This window comes from Paraglaciecola sp. 25GB23A (assembly GCF_040012495.1).
In the GTDB taxonomy this organism is placed as follows: Bacteria; Pseudomonadota; Gammaproteobacteria; order Enterobacterales; family Alteromonadaceae; genus Paraglaciecola.
Window position 1 is genome coordinate 996,124 of the sequence record NZ_JBDYKM010000001.1, and the last position, 15,513, is coordinate 1,011,636.

The following is a 15,513-nucleotide window of genomic DNA, read 5'->3' on the forward strand; positions in this document are numbered from 1 at the left end:
CTGCAAGCGTTAGATTGGCACATCAGACGAATTTGTTGAGCCTTATATTATTGAGCTGGATAAAATTAGCTTTAAAACAAGATAATAAGATAAAATCTAGATTATTTTAAATAAACTGGCAAGCAGGGTATTGCTCAAGCTTTATGGTAAAGACTTTAATTGGCTGAAGTTAATAAAGTTTGAATAGTTTTTAATACATGGGCCATCTGTGCGTAATTAAATGGGGAGTTATGGCTTAAATTATCGCTAAAGTCGGTCAGAACAATATGCCAAGTAGGGCAAATGTTGAGTTGGGATAAGGCATTTTTAGCACATTGTAATTGGCAACCATCAATCGCCATACATTGTTTACTGCTGCACTGCAGGGATGAAAGCATTGCGTCTGATTGAGCAAGCTCAATAATAGTGTAACCTTGGGCTATTCCTTCAATATCCATTACCTTAGATAAGTCATTGGCAAACTGCGCGTTTTCACAATTTTTTAGACAGGTAAATATTACTGGGAGTGAAGTGGTGAGATGCTCATTCATTGAATACCTTCTAATGCCAAGGGCAAACTTGCCTTTATAATATTGGCATTAGCATACTAGCTCAGTCGACAAGTGATCTTGATGTGTATCAATATTTGAGTTTATGGTGGTGAGGACTACTCGGCCCCTTTAGCCAGTTGTTGCAATCCTAGAACATCTTTAATGAGCACTTCTTTTTTATCTACTGCAATCACATCGGTTTTCTGCAAGCGGGCAAACGTTCGGCTTACAGTTTCAATGGTAAGTCCTAAATAGTTGCCAATATCAGTGCGCGACATAGGCAGTAAAAATGCGGTTGCCGATAATTTGCGACTACTATTGCGGGTTGAAATACTCAGAAGTAGAGAAGCAATACGGGCTTCAGCACTGGCTTTGCCTAACAAACTAATAATCTGCTGTTCGTGGGTGATTTCACGACTCATCAACTGTAAAAAATGGCGTTGCAATTTGGGCAACTGCACACTGAGCTCTTCAAGTCGACCAAAGGGAATTTCGCAAATCGAAGAGGTTTCTAGAGCAATAACCGAATTAGTGTAATTATTATTGGCTAAACCATCTAAACCCACTACTTCTCCAGGTAAGTAAAAGCCGGTCACTTGCTCGTCACCATTGTCACTGATAGTCAGGGCCTTAACTGCACCAGAACGGATGGCATATACAGATGTAAATGTATCGTTGGCTCGATACAAATATTCACCTTTATTTAAAGGTCGGCCTCGCTGAATAATTTTATTGAGTTGGTCAATATCATCGACGTGCAAACTCACAGGCATACAAATCGTATTGAGGCGACAATTTCCACAACTCAATTTTTGGTCATGGGTACATTGTTTGGTATGTGTTTGTGCAATTATTGAATTCGATTCCATTAGTATTTTTAACACCCTTGGTTTTTCGCACTTTGAAACTACATCATACTACGTGCAACAGATACAAATAAAGTGGATTGCGGTCGAACCAAGTCATCTCTCGATTTTAATTGGGGTGCAAGGCTGTTGCAACTTGAGCAATTTGTTCACGCATCCACATGTGAGCATAGTCTAAGTCAGCACTCACATGCCAATATAAGAAGTACTCAAGGGGAGGCAGATCAAAGGGTAATTCATAAAGCGAAATATCGTAGTGTTTAGCTAAATGATAAGGCAGACAAGAAATAAGGTCAGTTTTTACTATAGTGCTGGGAACCGTCAAAAAGTGCTGACTACGCAAAACCACATGACGTTTTGCCCCAAGTTTATCAATTGCTACATCAATAGGGCCTGCACCACTGCGACGATGTGAAATATTGATATGGCCAAGACGCAAGAAGGTCTCCATATTCATACCCTGCGCTAAATCAGGGTGATTTTTACGAGCTACTACCACAAGTCTGTCTTGGGCAATTTTTTGTTTGCACAAATGTGGATCGCTAAAAGATGAGGCATCGGCATAAAAATCAAGATGGCCGCTGGCCATGGCTGATACAACATTATTGCGCTCTAAATCGTAATTAGTTAGTGAAATATTGGGTGCACTTTTTTGTAATAATGCCGTTAGTCTTGGCATAATACTGACTTCAAGTAAATCTCGGGCAGCAAAGTGAAAAGTTTTTTCCGCTTTACTCGGGTCAAAAATATGGCTCTGTTGAACACTTTTGCGCAATAAGCCCAAAGCTTCTCTGGCTGGGCCAATAATATTTTGTGCCACTGGCGTGGGTGTCATGCTATGTCCGGTGCGCACAAACAAGGGATCATTTAACATATCACGCAATCTCGCTAGAGAATTACTGACTGCTGGTTGCGTAATACACAGCACATCTGCGGCTCTAGTTAGACTGCCTGCCGTGTAAATTGCGTCAAACACCGCAAACAAATTTAAGTCGATTCGGTTTAAGTTCATGTAAGGTACCTCAACTATTTATGGTAAGGATATTACCTTTATATTATTAGTTAAATCAATATATCAATATACAGAACATTCATTTTATTGATAGTTTGCGGTTTGCTAAACTTTGAATGAAATGAGCTAAAAGGATAACAACCATGCTAAAAACGTTGCTTGAATTGAATTTGAACGAACAACTACCTGCCAGTGATTGGATAAAAATCACTCAAAAGGATATTGATTTATTTGCCCAAGCCACGGGTGACCATCAATGGATCCATGTTGATCCAGAGCGCTGCGCTAAGGAAAGCCCATTTAAAGCCACAATTGCCCATGGTTATCTCACCGTTACCTTGATGCCCTCTGCTTTTTACCATATGTTTGCGGCCGACCCACAGTACAAAACAATTTTGAATTATGGTGTAGATAAAATACGCTTTCTTGAACCTGTTCGGGTTAATGAGCAAATACGGTTTATATCAACCTTGAGTCACGTTGTGCAAAAAAATTCTGGTTGTTTGTTTTATTTTGATACCGAAGCACAGATTGAAGGTAAAAATAAACCTGCGATGAAAGGTACGTTTTTAATGTTGTTAGTCGGTGCAACATTGGCTGAAAAGCAGTAAAACTTATTAGTTTCAAAGAAAGGTTGATTGATGAGGATACAAAACAAAATTTATAATTAATTTTGCTGATAGATATAAACGAGATTTTTACGCAAAATCTTCGTTTACTGGGGTAATTGGCCGTCACCATTTTATCCTGCAAAACTATTTAAGTGATTAAAAGTGAAAGATATTGTCTTATATAAGTGTGCTTATTGAGTTTTAGGGCTGAGTGGTCTGACCATTGTTAGAATTGATGTTCACATATCAATAACAATTTATTTACATCGAGCCAATGGCCGCCTACTATCAATGTGAGGATGACCAGCTATCAAACAGATAGTTGGCGTTATAACTCAATGACATAACAATATTATTAGAGTTAAAAGAGTTACTAAGCTTACCAACTTATCATTAGCGAGCTGCGGTTATGTTACGGAATGACACTTTTAATATCTGATAACTCACGTATTGGGACACATCATGAAACTAAAAACAAAGTTAAGTCTGCTTTCAGCAGCGATTGCCACGCAGTTACTCACTGCGCAAACTGGCGCCTTAGCTCAAGAACAAGCAGTGAAAGAAAGCGAAGTTGAATTGATCATGGTGACGGGCAGTTTTGTACGTCGCAGTGAAAATTTTGAATCACCATCACCCTTAGCAGTGATAGATGCAGTGGCAATAGACTCTATCGGTGCAAAGAATATAAGTGATATCACCCAAACCTTAACCATTAATACTGGTGCACAAAACAATCCTGATGCATTTACGCAGAATGCAACGGCAGGAACGTCAAATATAAATTTAAGAGGCTTAGGCGTTGCTTCAACGCTAGTCCTACTCAATAACAAACGACAAGTGGTCAACGCTCAACCAACCAATGACGGTCTAAACTTTGTTGATACCAGTTCATTAGTGCCGATGATAGCAATCGGTCGTATGGAAGTGGTCAAAGATGGTGCATCAGCACTATACGGTTCAGATGCGGTAGCAGGCGTGGTTAACTTTATTACCAAGCAAGATTACAATGGTGCTAAAATAACCGCTGATTACCAAGACGGTGCCCACGGTAATAACAAAGAATATTTGCTACAAGGCTTGTGGGGCGCTACTAGTGAAAATAGCAGTGTGCTTGCCGCCATTAGCTATACCAACCGCTCACCCTTATTCATTTCTGACCGTCGCTTAAGTCGTCCAAAAGATGATACCAGTGCATTAGGTAACCCCGGTTCGTATTTTGTGCCCGCGTTTGGCAATATTCCTGTTGTTGATCCAGGTTGTGAAGCCTTTGGTGGAACCCTAGACAGAAGAGCCCCCGCAGGGACTTTACCCGGTGGTTTAGAAATAGGCTTATGTGGATTCGACTTTGGTCCATATTATTCTTACGTTGCAGATGAAACCCGAGTTAATGCTTATGTTAAAGCAGACTACGATTTAAGTGATGATGTGACTTGGACAACTGAAGTGAGCTTTGCTCGCAACAGAGCCGAGCGGGGCGGAGCGCCAAGTTTCCCCATTTTAACGTCGCCCGTCGTACCGGCTAACCATCCAGAAAATTTTCTTGGTTTACCCATGGCCTTTTTTGGTCGTGCTGAGGGGAACGGTTTTCAAGGTGATGCTGCTAACACTGAATCAGACACTTTTAGATTCAGTACTATGCTGCAAGGTGAGTTAGATAATGGTTTCTGGGAAGTAAGTTATACCACTGGTGTGAACGATTTTATGTTCAAGGTGCCAGATGTACTAAACACCGAGTTTAATCTAGCCTTAAATGGTCTTGGTGGGTCTGATTGTAATCCTTTAACCGGAACCGCAGGTGTCGGCTCTTGTGAATATTTTAATCCGTTCTCTACGTCTTATACAACGGCACCTAATTCTCAATATGTTGTTGACTCGTTTACTGGCGAGGAAGTGATTGATTCTAAAGCTGAAATGCAAGTATTTGAAGCCTTTGCCTCTGTCGATGCATTTGACATGAGTGGCGGTACTGCTGGCTTTGCATTTGGTATGCAATATCGCGAAGATAAATTGTCACAAGACTATGATGCCTTAGCGAACCAAGATAGCTTCACTTTTGTAATCGGTAATCCAGATTTCGATGGCAAATTAGATGTATATGCTTTGTTTGGTGAATTAGCCTTACCCGTAAGTACCGATCTAGATGTACAAATAGCCTTACGTTATGAAGACTACGGCGGCACTATCGGTGACACTATTGATCCTAAATTGGCTATGTCGTGGCGCGCCACAGATGACTTTTCAGTTAGAGCATCCGTATCAACGTCGTTTAGAGCACCCACTGTATTTTTACGTAATGGCGGAGCGACAACCTTGCAACAGTTGACTGATCCTATTCAACAAGCGAGCGCATTTGCTGCAGTAAGAACCGCAGGTAATGAAGATCTTAAGCCTGAAAAATCCACTGCATACAACGTAGGATTTTCTTTTGAGCCGGTTGCTGATTGGTCTGTGGAAGTGGATTATTGGAGCTTTAGTTTTGAAGATTTAATTATTCAAGAAAATGCCCAAGCGGTACTAACGGCTAATCCACAAGATCCGACGCGAGTTGTAAGAGCCGGAGACCCACTTACCGGTCCTCTTTTACAAGTTAACAATACTTATGTTAACGCCAGTTCACTTGATACCTCTGGTTTAGATTTTGTGACTAGTTACAAAATTAGCACTGACATGGGCGATTTTACGCCAAATATTAATGCTACCTATATCACGCAATATGACTTGGTTGATCCACAAGCAGGTAAAGTTGAAGCTGCTGGACGCAGAAACTTTACCAATATCGGTGTTTCATCTCCAGAATTGCGCATGAACGTAGGGCTCAATTGGCGCAATGAAGCTCACTCAGCTAATCTTTTTGTTCGTTATGTCAGCAGTTATGATGATGATCAAAATTGTGCTAATGGCACCTTGAGTGTTGGTGGTTGTGCTGATGGCTTTAAATCAATTGACAGTCATATAACGATTGATGCGCAATATAATGTCAACTTAGGTGACATTATGGGCACAGAGACCAGTTATTTGTTGTCAGTAGGCGGGATTAACATCACCGATGAAGATCCACCCCAAGTATTTACCAATAGTGGTTTTGACTCGAAGGTCCACGATCCAAGAGGACGTCAGGTCTATGTTCGTTTAGCGGTTGAGTTCTAAAATCAGCTAATTGATAAAATAAGCATCCCCAGTTTGTAAATATTAGCTGTTAATATTTATATACTGGGGATTTTTGTATCTGCCGTTTGTATCCTATTGTAGTCAAATCTTCACACCTATCTTGCGAGTAAAGCTCACACTTCGCTTTCGTGTTTTCAACTAATTCGTCATACTACTGAATAAAATCGACCTACAACTGAACGCTTACTCTTTGAGCGAAAGTCATAATGTCACTTGCATTAATGGGAGAATGGTTATGCAAAAATACACTACAGAACAAATCGAACATGCCTTACATGAATTAAATGCCAATTTAGAGGCGTCGCAACAATGGCAAATAGTCGACGAAAAACTGACTAAAACCTTTAAATTTAAAAGTTTTATTCGAGCCTTTGGTTGGATGTCACAAATAGCAATTTGCGCAGAAAAACTTAATCATCATCCTGAATGGTTTAACGTATACAACAAAGTTGAGGTTAATCTAATCACTCACGATGTCTCTGGAATAAGTGAGTTAGATTTCAAATTAGCCGCTAAAATGGAGTTATTCTTTTAAGTTGTCAGCCAATCGTATGTAATTAAAACAAGCTGACCAATTAGTGAGCAAACAGACGGTAAAAACGCTTTTAATTTCATTCGCCCCTTGCGTGTTACTAATGCCTATGTATAATACGCCCTCCTTCGAAAGGGGCTTATTTGAAAAGCCACTCTCAAAGTGAAAATTCAGGCGCGGGATGGAGCAGTCTGGTAGCTCGTCGGGCTCATAACCCGAAGGTCGTAGGTTCAAATCCTGCTCCCGCAACCACTTGAATTTTCAACACTTAGAAGGCAGATTACAGACGCGGGATGGAGCAGTCTGGTAGCTCGTCGGGCTCATAACCCGAAGGTCGTAGGTTCAAATCCTGCTCCCGCAACCATATATTAAAGCCCTGAATATTCAGGGCTTTTTTATGTCTATCTAAAATAAAAAAAGCGAGGAAGATATTCTTACCCGCTTGTTTATTGTTCGCCTATTTTATCTATTCGTTCATATTTTTTACTGAATCTCTAACCACTAATTCAGGGGTGAAAAGATGTTGAATATCTTCTTTGCGGTCAATGTATAGATTATTCAGTACCCAGCTTGCCGCTGTTTTACCGATGGCTGCAATTGGGTAATTAATCGTCGAAAGCTTTGGATAGGTATAACGACTAAAAACCAAATTATCAAAACCCATAATAGAAACATCATCCGGGATATGTCGGCCTTTTTCACGTAAGGCGCTCATTGCACCTGCTGCCATTTCATCATTTGCACAGGCGATGGCACTAAAATAGATACCTGTCTCCAAAAAATATTGAACGCCTTTTTGACCCCCTTCCTCTTGAAAACTACCCTCATACAGTAGACGTGGGTTGGGCTTGACCTGAAATTCAGCTAAGGCTCTAAGATGTCCCTTATAACGATCATTAGCGTCTGTTTTCCACAGAGGACCAGCAATATAAGCAATTTCTCGATGTCCTTGTTGTAATAAAAAACGGGTAGCGATGTAGCCACCCAGCTCGTTATCTAAACAGATGCAGTTGGATGATATTTCTGGAATATAGCGATTGACCGTAACAAAAGGAATATTACGTTTTTTAAGGTCGATTAAGTAGTCGTCAGAAACAGCCTCTGTATGTAAAATTAAGGCATCACAATTACGACTAAGAAGAAACTCAACACCTTCTTTTTCACTTTTTTCTTCACTGTGTCCAGCGGTAATGATCGCATGTTTACCAAATTCACGCAGGGCCAATTCTATATCACTCATCATTGAACTATAAAACGAACCATGTAATTCAGATACTAAAATACCCACACTGTTAGAGCGATTGGAAGCCAGGGATTGAGCAATAGTATTAGGTCGGTAATCCAATGTTTTCATTGCCGCTAATACTTTGTTTTTTGTTTTTTCACTGACTAGCGAATTATTATTTATCACTCGAGAGACGGTTGCCAATGATACGCTGGCGAGTTCAGATACTTGATAGATTGTGGCCATAATTTAGCTAACTTTTCCAGTTATACAGCGGCCTTATAGACCATTAGATTATACTTTAGCTGCATTGTTTAAATCATTTTGAAGAGAGGTGACCCAGTCTTCAATGGAGCGATAATAGCGTATTATAAAAGTAACTACCAAAGAAGCTATACTAAGGTAAATTACAAATGAAAAAACCATGCCTTGTCTAACACTCAGGTTTTGATATTCAATTACTTGGCAGCCACAAAATGCCTATAAGTTATTTTTTCTTTGGGCAACAACATAAAAACTAAGCGATAGCTTGAGGTAAACGATGGAGCCGAGAATTAAGTAAGTCGCGATAAGCTTTGCCACTTGCTTTGATTGTTCGTTTCGATGTGGCGTAATCGACATAAACAATACCAAAGCGCTTCACGTATCCCTCAGCCCATTCAAAATTATCCATTAAGCTCCAAGCAAAATAACCTCGAATATCAACTCCTTGTTTGATGGCATTATCGACTGCTAATAAATGCGTTTGATAATAATCTAAGCGATGTTGATCGTTAACCTCATTATCAATAATTACGTCAGGCATAGCAGCGCCATTTTCAGTAATAAAAATAGGTGGTAAATTATAAGTCAGGTGTAAGTCGAGCAAAAGCTCAGTTAAGCCTTGTGGGTAAATTTCCCAGCCCATGTCGGTCAGTGGCAGTGGTTTATTTGCTACTTTCTGAAAGCCATTTTCTAGATCGGATTGGTAAATTTCTCGAGTGTAATAATTGACACCAATATAGTCGATGGGGCTTGCAATAATCGCCATATCACCGTCCACAATATCGGGCTGATGTGCATAGTCTAGACTATTTATTAAATCTGGATACTGGCCTTCAATAATTGGCCTGATGTACCATTGATTAAAATGCTGGTCAGCAAGTTTCGCTGCATTAACATCTTCTGGTTTGTCACTTAGACTATGGCAAGGACTAAAATTAAGAACGATACCATTCAATGAATTAGGGCTGTTTTTTGCTAATACTTGCATTGCCAAGCCATGAGCTAATAGTAAATGGTGTGCAGCTTTTTTGCCGTACTTAGCACTTTTAAGGCCTGGTGCATGAATACCTATTTCATATCCCAGATAAGCACTGCAAAAAGGTTCATTTAAGGTGGCGTATGAATATACTTTATCACCCAAAGCCTTGCTTACTTTATCCGCATAATCTCTAAATAAAAATGCCGTCTGTCTGTTTAACCAACCGCCATTATCCTCAATGTATTGGGGAAGATCCCAATGATAAAGCGTCACAAAGGCTTTAATATTTTTACTGTGTAATTTAGTCAGTATTTTAAGATAAAAATCGATACCTTCTTGGACTAATTTGCCTTCTTTGTCCATCACACGTGGCCATGAAATTGAAAAACGATAAGCATCGACTCCCAAGGATGCGATTAACTCAATATCTTGTTCCCATAAGTGGAAATGATCACAGGCAATAAGACCATTTGACTGGTCTCTAATAGTGTTTGGTTTTTCGCAGAAGGTGTCCCAAATACTTTTGAGTCGGGTAGAAGCACCGCCCTCAATCTGAAATGCTGCCGTTGCTACCCCAAATGTAAAGTCACTCACCAAAAGTTTGGAATCGGCAGGCAATTGCAAAGTGGTTTGTTCTACTTGGTTTTCGCTAAGCATAGTTGTTCTCTTTGTTACACAATACTGTTAAAGGGTGGCCCCACAAAACTACATAGATAAAATGCTAGACTTTTTTCTTAGTTACAATTATTGTAAGCGCTTACATAAATGTTATATTGATGTTAACGGTACGTCAATCAAAAATCTAGCAAGGTAATTGGTGATTTCAACTTTAATGATATTAATCAAAGGCCTAACTTATTATTAATAATAATTAAGCTTGAAAAACTTTGAATTGTTTAATCATTATTATTTAAGGCAGGAAGATGGCTCAAATTTCCTTAGCAGAAACTAATATTAATCATAGTCAGTTACCATCCAAACAGCGATCCGTTTCTACACTCATATCACTGAGCTGTGTGTTTTTTATGTGGGGTTGGGTTAGCACCTTAAACACTACTTTGATCTCATATTTAAAAGGGACTTTTGCCCCAAAGTATGACCATATAAACTTGACGCTATTTTGCTTCTTCGCTGCTTATTTGATTATTTCAGATCCATTAGCAATGTGGTCGATATTGTTAATGGGTTTATTTAATTCTATTATGTTTACTACTATCTTTAGCTTAAATTTGTTTGGTTTGGGTGGTGTTACCAGCCAATGCTCTGCTTTGCTGTTTTTAGCCATCGGGAGCGGTGCTATTGTGCCGGTGATACAAAGCTTGTTGGCTAGTCAAATCGGCCGACAATTATCTTTTGTCTTGCCCTTACTTTGTTATTTATATATCGCATATTTTGGGGTTTATGGTTCTACTCCTCGCTCTAATATTATTCAATCTAAACTATCAGGAGTATTACTCTAATGAAAATTTCACCCCTACACTGCGCTTTGTTGGCGTCGTTTGTGGCTTTAACTGCTTGCAATCAATCGACTGAAAACGAGGCGAAAATAACCAGTGGTCAATCAAGCTCAAAAGTCCCTGATTTCTGGCCGAAGTTAGATATCCAGATAAAGCCTAACGCAGCGGTAGAAGAGCAGGTTGCAAAATTACTCAGCGCGATGACGCTGGAGCAAAAAGTTGCGCAAACTATTCAACCTGAGATCCGTGATATTACGGTTGAAGACATGCGTCGTTATGGTTTTGGATCTTATTTAAACGGGGGTGGCGCATTTCCAAATAATGATAAACACGCTACACCACAGGATTGGATTGCCCACGCTCAAAGTATGTATCTCGCTTCCATTGACGATAGTCTAGATGGTTCTACTATTCCTACTATGTGGGGCACAGATGCAGTGCATGGTCATAACAATGTAATAGGCGCTACCTTATTTCCGCACAATATTGGTCTGGGCGCTGCGCATAATCCAAGTTTAATAAAACAAGTAGCAAAAGCGACTGCACAAGAAGTAATGGCAACCGGTATCGATTGGATCTTTGCACCGACCGTGGCCACCGTGCAAGATGATCGTTGGGGACGCACTTATGAAAGTTACTCGGAAGATCCTGCGCTAATTAGAGAATATTCCCACGCCTTTGTCGAGGGCCTGCAGGGTGATCCTGTCAGTGGTTACTTCAAGGATGATAATGTCATCTCCACAGTCAAACACTTTGTCGGCGATGGCGGAACTGAAAACGGGGATGATCAAGGCAATAACCTTTCAAGTGAACAGCAGTTATTTGAGCGTCATGCCCAAGGTTATGTTGGTGGTCTTAGTGCCGGTGCTCAGTCAGTAATGGCATCATTTAATAGTTGGCATGGTGAAAAGGTCCACGGCCATCACTATTTACTCACTGAAGTGTTGAAAGAACGGATGGGTTTTGATGGCTTTGTGGTGGGTGACTGGAACGGTCATGGGCAAGTGGCTGGATGTAGCAATGAAAGCTGTCCTCAAGCTATGAACGCAGGCTTAGATATCTATATGGTAGCTACGCCTGCTTGGAAGCCGCTGCTTGAAAATACCTTGGCACAAGTTAAGGCGGGGATTATTCCATTATCTCGTTTAGACGATGCAGTTAGTCGTATTTTACGCGTAAAAGTAAGAGCTGGTTTGTTTACTAAACCAGCTCCCGCCGAGCGCACATACGCTAATACACCCAACGTTATCGGCAATCCTGCTCATCGTGCTATTGCGCGTCAAGCAGTGAGAGAATCCTTAGTATTGTTGAAAAACAACCAACAATTATTGCCACTTAATCCAACTCGTTCGTTTTTAATTGCCGGTGATGGTGCCGACAATATTGGTAAACAGTCAGGCGGTTGGACCATCACTTGGCAGGGTACAGGAAACAATAATGCTGACTTCCCTGGTGGACAATCTATTTATGCTGGCATAAAAGATCGTGTATTAGCCGCTGGCGGTAAAATTGTTTTGTCTGAGCAGGGCGAATATACGGAACGACCAGATGTGGCTATCGTGGTCTTTGGTGAAGAACCCTATGCGGAAGGAAACGGTGATATTGGTAATCTTGATTACCAACGGGGTGTCAACAACGACTTAGTACTATTAAAAAAATTGCAAGCAGCGGGTATCCCCGTTGTTAGTATTTTTTTAAGCGGGCGACCAATGTGGGTTAACCCAGAGTTAAACGCTTCAGATGCATTTGTTGCGGCATGGTTACCAGGTAGCGAAGGAGAAGGGGTTGCTGATGTCATTATGGCTGACGAAAGTGGGGCTGTGCGAAACGACTTTATGGGTCGCTTACCCTTCTCTTGGCCAATAAACCCCAATCAATCACTGTTAAATTTTTATGATGAAGATTACCAACCTCTATTTAAATTGGGTTATGGTTTGACTTACACCACAGCAACAGAATTAGCCAATGACCTAAATGAGGTCGTAGCAGATGATTCTCAAGAAATGACTGAACGCGCTATATTTGACCGACGCGCTATTGCCCCGTGGTTTGTAGCAACAATTAGTGACGAGAAAGTCAAACAGATGAACAGCAATACTCTTATTACGCCCAGTTTGTCGATTAGAACTCAAGACAGAAGAGTACAAGAAGACTCTTTACAGATAAACTGGCTGGATGATAGCCAAGCTAAATTTATACTCCAGGGTACTTTCCCAAGAGACCTGCGTGCCCTGAGCGCCAGTAAACCGAGTTTGCAGTTTGATATTAAATTATTGTCTAGTTTGCCCTCGAATCTAACGGTTTCTATGGAATGCGCTGAGCAATGTAAAAAGAGCGTTTCTGTATTAGAGCAGTTCAATGTCGATACAACTGATTGGCAAACAATTAGTATTGATTGGCAATGTTTTGATGTTGATTTTGCTGCGATCAGTGCACCCTTTATTCTGCAGGCTAATCAAGGAGTAAAAGTTGCTATCTCTGATGTAAAAATTTCTACTCAAAGCAGTGAAAACGCTACGATTCAATGTAAGCAATAAGATTATTGCCAGCCCAGAAAGATGTTACTGGGCTGGCAATTAAATTCGCTCTGCACAATATGAAGAAAGAATTACTCCCCCCTCATGCAAAACATGGCACCACTCAATAAATCAACTTAACTTATTCCAATCTCAATAAATAACTACTCACTAAAATGCGTCTAGCGGTTTTAGGGCAGGGCGTCGCTCTGCAGGAATGTTAATTTCCGGTCAAATAGCACAACACAGTTTTGAAGCTGCTGGGGAATTCCCTTAGGACCTGTAACGGTTGTTATCGTTTTGAACTTACAGACTCTGCATTTCTCGAATTCGAACTAGCTGGACGCCTTGCATTGCCTCGTATGGGATGCACCGCATGGGATGCCCTGCATGGGATGCCCCGCATGGGATGCCCCGCATGGGATACCCCGCATAGGATGCCCCGCATAGGATGCCCCGCAATATGTACTTTTGAATTATCGCTGAGAGTGCATTTACTGAATGGCATTGCTATTAATATTAAGCTCAAGGGCGCAGTTAATGGCTGTGTAATGAAGTCTGGTTATTTAATGCCTGATGGCAATGCCTGATCACATACAAAAAGGTATTATCAGTCATGATTAACAGCGGCTAAATAGCTGAATGTGGGTGAAATAGCCTGCAATAAGATTTTCGCGAAACAGTAATGACAATTGAGACGTCATCTTAATATAACAAACGGCCTAATAAGGCCGTTTGTTATCGCTGGATATTGTGGGGATTCTTTTGTTCAAGTCGCTTGTCAGTTTCTCCGTGATAATCTGATAAATTAAAAATCACCGCGTCTATCAATAAGGTCCTGTTTAATTTCTCGTGCTTTATCCTCAGTTAAATCGTAACTCCACATTACCCATATCGCTAATCCAGCGGTACTAACTGGAATAAGGATGTCAGCTATTCGCAGATTGGTCATGGTTTCAACAGTTTGTGTCGCGAGGCCAGGATCAAAACCAACAAGTTTTAACACAACACCACCTAGCACTAACGCCAGTGCCTGACCTAATTTAACCATTAACCAGTAAATGGCACCAAATGTGCCTTCTTTACGAGGCATACCATTTCTTAGTTCGTCTAAATCACATACATCGGCGGTCATACTAAGCATCAAGGTAAATAAACCCCCAATACCGAAAGACATCAAAGGTATTGGCATAAATATCATCCATGGATTTTCAGGGTTAAAGCCATACCACTTTAGGCAATAACCGAACATAGAGATAAAGGTAGAAATAATAAATGCATTGCGTTTTCCCCATTTGTTAGCCATCCAAGTGACAATGGGAATAACCAAAAATGCAGTAGCCATCGCACTTACTGTACCAAACCAAGCAGGCCAATTTCCTGTCGCACCGTAATCACCAGCGAACATATGGAAAACAATAATGAAAAAGGCAAAAGATGCGACGAGTTGGAAACCGTTAAATATTAAAAATGTTGCTGCACATAACTTCACAAAGGATGAGTTTTTGAATGCTTCTTTTATCCCTCTAAACACACTGATTAGGTTGCTACCAAGAGTTTTGAACGAAATAGTTTCAGTATTCTCTATATGTGAACTATCAATCCCCTTACAGAATAAACCCGGCACAACACCCAAAACGATACATACTCCCGCCACGTACAAAGATAATTCCCGTACGCCTTCAGCTTGGTTTGCAAACATATCTGGGTCGGCAATGAGTACCCAAAACCATGGCACTATCATCCAAGCGATTTGGCCCATAAACTGAGCAAAACCCATTAATCTAGTACGTTCGTTATAGTCGGAGGTGATTTCGTAGCCTAAGCCCACAAAAGGCGTTGCAAACATCGTATTGCCGATAGTAAACGCCAGTGAGAATAGTAAGAAGTACCAGAAGTTGTATTCTTGCGATGCCTCAGGATTAAGTTGCCACAACAACGCAAAACAGACACCGCTTAAAATAGCGCCTATAACAATGTAGGGGCGCCTTCTTCCCCATCGAGACCGAGTATTATCAGTAATAAAACCCATAATTGGATCTGTGATAGCGTCGAAAAGTCTGGGTATACCAGCCAAAATTCCGGCTAATAAAGGGTCCATGCCAAAAGCCGTGATCAAGAAAAAGGCAAATATGCCAAGGGCTGCTGGTAATAGATTAAGTACAAGGGTGCCAGTACCATATGCACTCTTTTGATATATGGAAACCATATCTTTCTTTTTTGTTTCTTGATGTGACATAAATAATTAACTATCCTAAGCTCAATGTAAGCGCTACCATTGTAAACCAATTGTAAAGATAGTATTGGTCTTAAATTCAAGTGTCAAACTATCATTTGCAATATTCGCGAAGGT

The 15,513-nt window shown here is 40.6% G+C and carries 11 protein-coding genes, 2 tRNA genes and 1 pseudogene; 8 read left to right on the forward strand and 6 right to left on the reverse strand.

The window, feature by feature from the left end; all coding sequences use genetic code 11:
- Positions 1–155: 155 nt before the first annotated feature.
- The 3 genes from ABKW31_RS04265 to ABKW31_RS04275 all read right to left on the reverse strand — a co-directional run bounded on the left by ABKW31_RS04265 (position 156) and on the right by ABKW31_RS04275 (position 2,408).
- Positions 156–530 (reverse strand): putative zinc-binding protein, encoded by a 375-nt coding sequence (locus tag ABKW31_RS04265; protein ID WP_348614960.1) that lies wholly within the window; start codon positions 528–530, stop codon positions 156–158.
- Between the two features lie 116 nt (positions 531–646).
- Positions 647–1,399 (reverse strand): fumarate/nitrate reduction transcriptional regulator Fnr, encoded by a 753-nt coding sequence (fnr, locus tag ABKW31_RS04270; protein WP_348614961.1) that lies wholly within the window; start codon positions 1,397–1,399, stop codon positions 647–649.
- 106 nt (positions 1,400–1,505) lie between these two features.
- Positions 1,506–2,408: a LysR family transcriptional regulator gene (locus tag ABKW31_RS04275; RefSeq protein ID WP_348614962.1), complete on the reverse strand. Its 903-nt coding sequence runs from the start codon at positions 2,406–2,408 to the stop codon at positions 1,506–1,508.
- Between the two features lie 143 nt (positions 2,409–2,551).
- Between ABKW31_RS04275 and ABKW31_RS04280 the strand changes: the two genes are divergently transcribed.
- The 5 genes from ABKW31_RS04280 to ABKW31_RS04300 all read left to right on the forward strand — a co-directional run bounded on the left by ABKW31_RS04280 (position 2,552) and on the right by ABKW31_RS04300 (position 7,083).
- Positions 2,552–3,019: a MaoC family dehydratase gene (locus tag ABKW31_RS04280; RefSeq protein WP_348614963.1), complete on the forward strand. Its 468-nt coding sequence runs from the start codon at positions 2,552–2,554 to the stop codon at positions 3,017–3,019.
- A gap of 462 nt (positions 3,020–3,481) precedes the next feature.
- A complete protein-coding gene (locus ABKW31_RS04285; protein ID WP_348614964.1) occupies positions 3,482–6,166 on the forward strand; it encodes a TonB-dependent receptor in 2,685 nt (894 codons plus the stop codon).
- A 256-nt stretch (positions 6,167–6,422) separates the two neighbouring features.
- Entirely contained in the window at positions 6,423–6,722 is a 300-nt protein-coding gene (locus ABKW31_RS04290; RefSeq protein ID WP_348614965.1) for a 4a-hydroxytetrahydrobiopterin dehydratase, read from the forward strand.
- Between the two features lie 172 nt (positions 6,723–6,894).
- Positions 6,895–6,971 (forward strand) — tRNA-Met (locus ABKW31_RS04295).
- Positions 6,972–7,006: 35 nt separating this feature from the next.
- Positions 7,007–7,083: transfer RNA gene (locus tag ABKW31_RS04300), tRNA-Met, on the forward strand.
- 102 nt (positions 7,084–7,185) lie between these two features.
- Here the strand turns inward: ABKW31_RS04300 and ABKW31_RS04305 are convergent.
- Positions 7,186–8,190, reverse strand: a complete 1,005-nt coding sequence (locus ABKW31_RS04305; protein WP_348614966.1) for a LacI family DNA-binding transcriptional regulator — start codon at positions 8,188–8,190, stop codon at positions 7,186–7,188.
- Positions 8,191–8,461: 271 nt separating this feature from the next.
- A complete protein-coding gene (locus ABKW31_RS04310) occupies positions 8,462–9,844 on the reverse strand; it encodes a GH1 family beta-glucosidase (RefSeq protein ID WP_348614967.1) in 1,383 nt (460 codons plus the stop codon).
- A gap of 500 nt (positions 9,845–10,344) precedes the next feature.
- Between ABKW31_RS04310 and ABKW31_RS04315 the strand changes: the two are divergent.
- The 3 genes and pseudogenes from ABKW31_RS04315 to ABKW31_RS04325 form a co-directional block, all read left to right on the forward strand.
- A pseudogene (locus tag ABKW31_RS04315) lies at positions 10,345–10,647 on the forward strand (glucose/galactose MFS transporter); the annotation flags it as partial.
- On the forward strand, positions 10,647–13,181 hold the full coding sequence (locus ABKW31_RS04320) for a glycoside hydrolase family 3 N-terminal domain-containing protein (protein ID WP_348614968.1): 2,535 nt from the start codon (positions 10,647–10,649) through the stop codon (positions 13,179–13,181). The pseudogene ABKW31_RS04315 and the gene ABKW31_RS04320, both read left to right, overlap by 1 nt.
- 332 nt (positions 13,182–13,513) lie before the next feature.
- Positions 13,514–13,750 (forward strand): hypothetical protein, encoded by a 237-nt coding sequence (locus ABKW31_RS04325; protein ID WP_348614969.1) that lies wholly within the window; start codon positions 13,514–13,516, stop codon positions 13,748–13,750.
- Between the two features lie 218 nt (positions 13,751–13,968).
- On the opposite strand, the gene ABKW31_RS04330 is transcribed toward ABKW31_RS04325, so the two are convergent.
- Positions 13,969–15,399, reverse strand: a complete 1,431-nt coding sequence (locus tag ABKW31_RS04330) for an MFS transporter (RefSeq protein ID WP_348614970.1) — start codon at positions 15,397–15,399, stop codon at positions 13,969–13,971.
- Positions 15,400–15,513: the final 114 nt, after the last annotated feature.

Bases quoted from the DNA above. Each gene is read 5' to 3' on its own strand.
- ABKW31_RS04320 (WP_348614968.1), top strand. From the start codon at position 10,647: ATGAAAATTTCACCCCTACACTGCGCTTTGTTGGCGTCGTTTGTGGCT.
- ABKW31_RS04330 (WP_348614970.1), bottom strand. From the start codon at position 15,399: ATGTCACATCAAGAAACAAAAAAGAAAGATATGGTTTCCATATATCAA.
- ABKW31_RS04290 (WP_348614965.1), top strand. From the start codon at position 6,423: ATGCAAAAATACACTACAGAACAAATCGAACATGCCTTACATGAATTA.
- ABKW31_RS04305 (WP_348614966.1), bottom strand. From the start codon at position 8,190: ATGGCCACAATCTATCAAGTATCTGAACTCGCCAGCGTATCATTGGCA.
- ABKW31_RS04310 (WP_348614967.1), bottom strand. From the start codon at position 9,844: ATGCTTAGCGAAAACCAAGTAGAACAAACCACTTTGCAATTGCCTGCC.
- ABKW31_RS04285 (WP_348614964.1), top strand. From the start codon at position 3,482: ATGAAACTAAAAACAAAGTTAAGTCTGCTTTCAGCAGCGATTGCCACG.
- ABKW31_RS04265 (WP_348614960.1), bottom strand. From the start codon at position 530: ATGAATGAGCATCTCACCACTTCACTCCCAGTAATATTTACCTGTCTA.
- ABKW31_RS04280 (WP_348614963.1), top strand. From the start codon at position 2,552: ATGCTAAAAACGTTGCTTGAATTGAATTTGAACGAACAACTACCTGCC.
- ABKW31_RS04275 (WP_348614962.1), bottom strand. From the start codon at position 2,408: ATGAACTTAAACCGAATCGACTTAAATTTGTTTGCGGTGTTTGACGCA.
- fnr (WP_348614961.1), bottom strand. From the start codon at position 1,399: ATGGAATCGAATTCAATAATTGCACAAACACATACCAAACAATGTACC.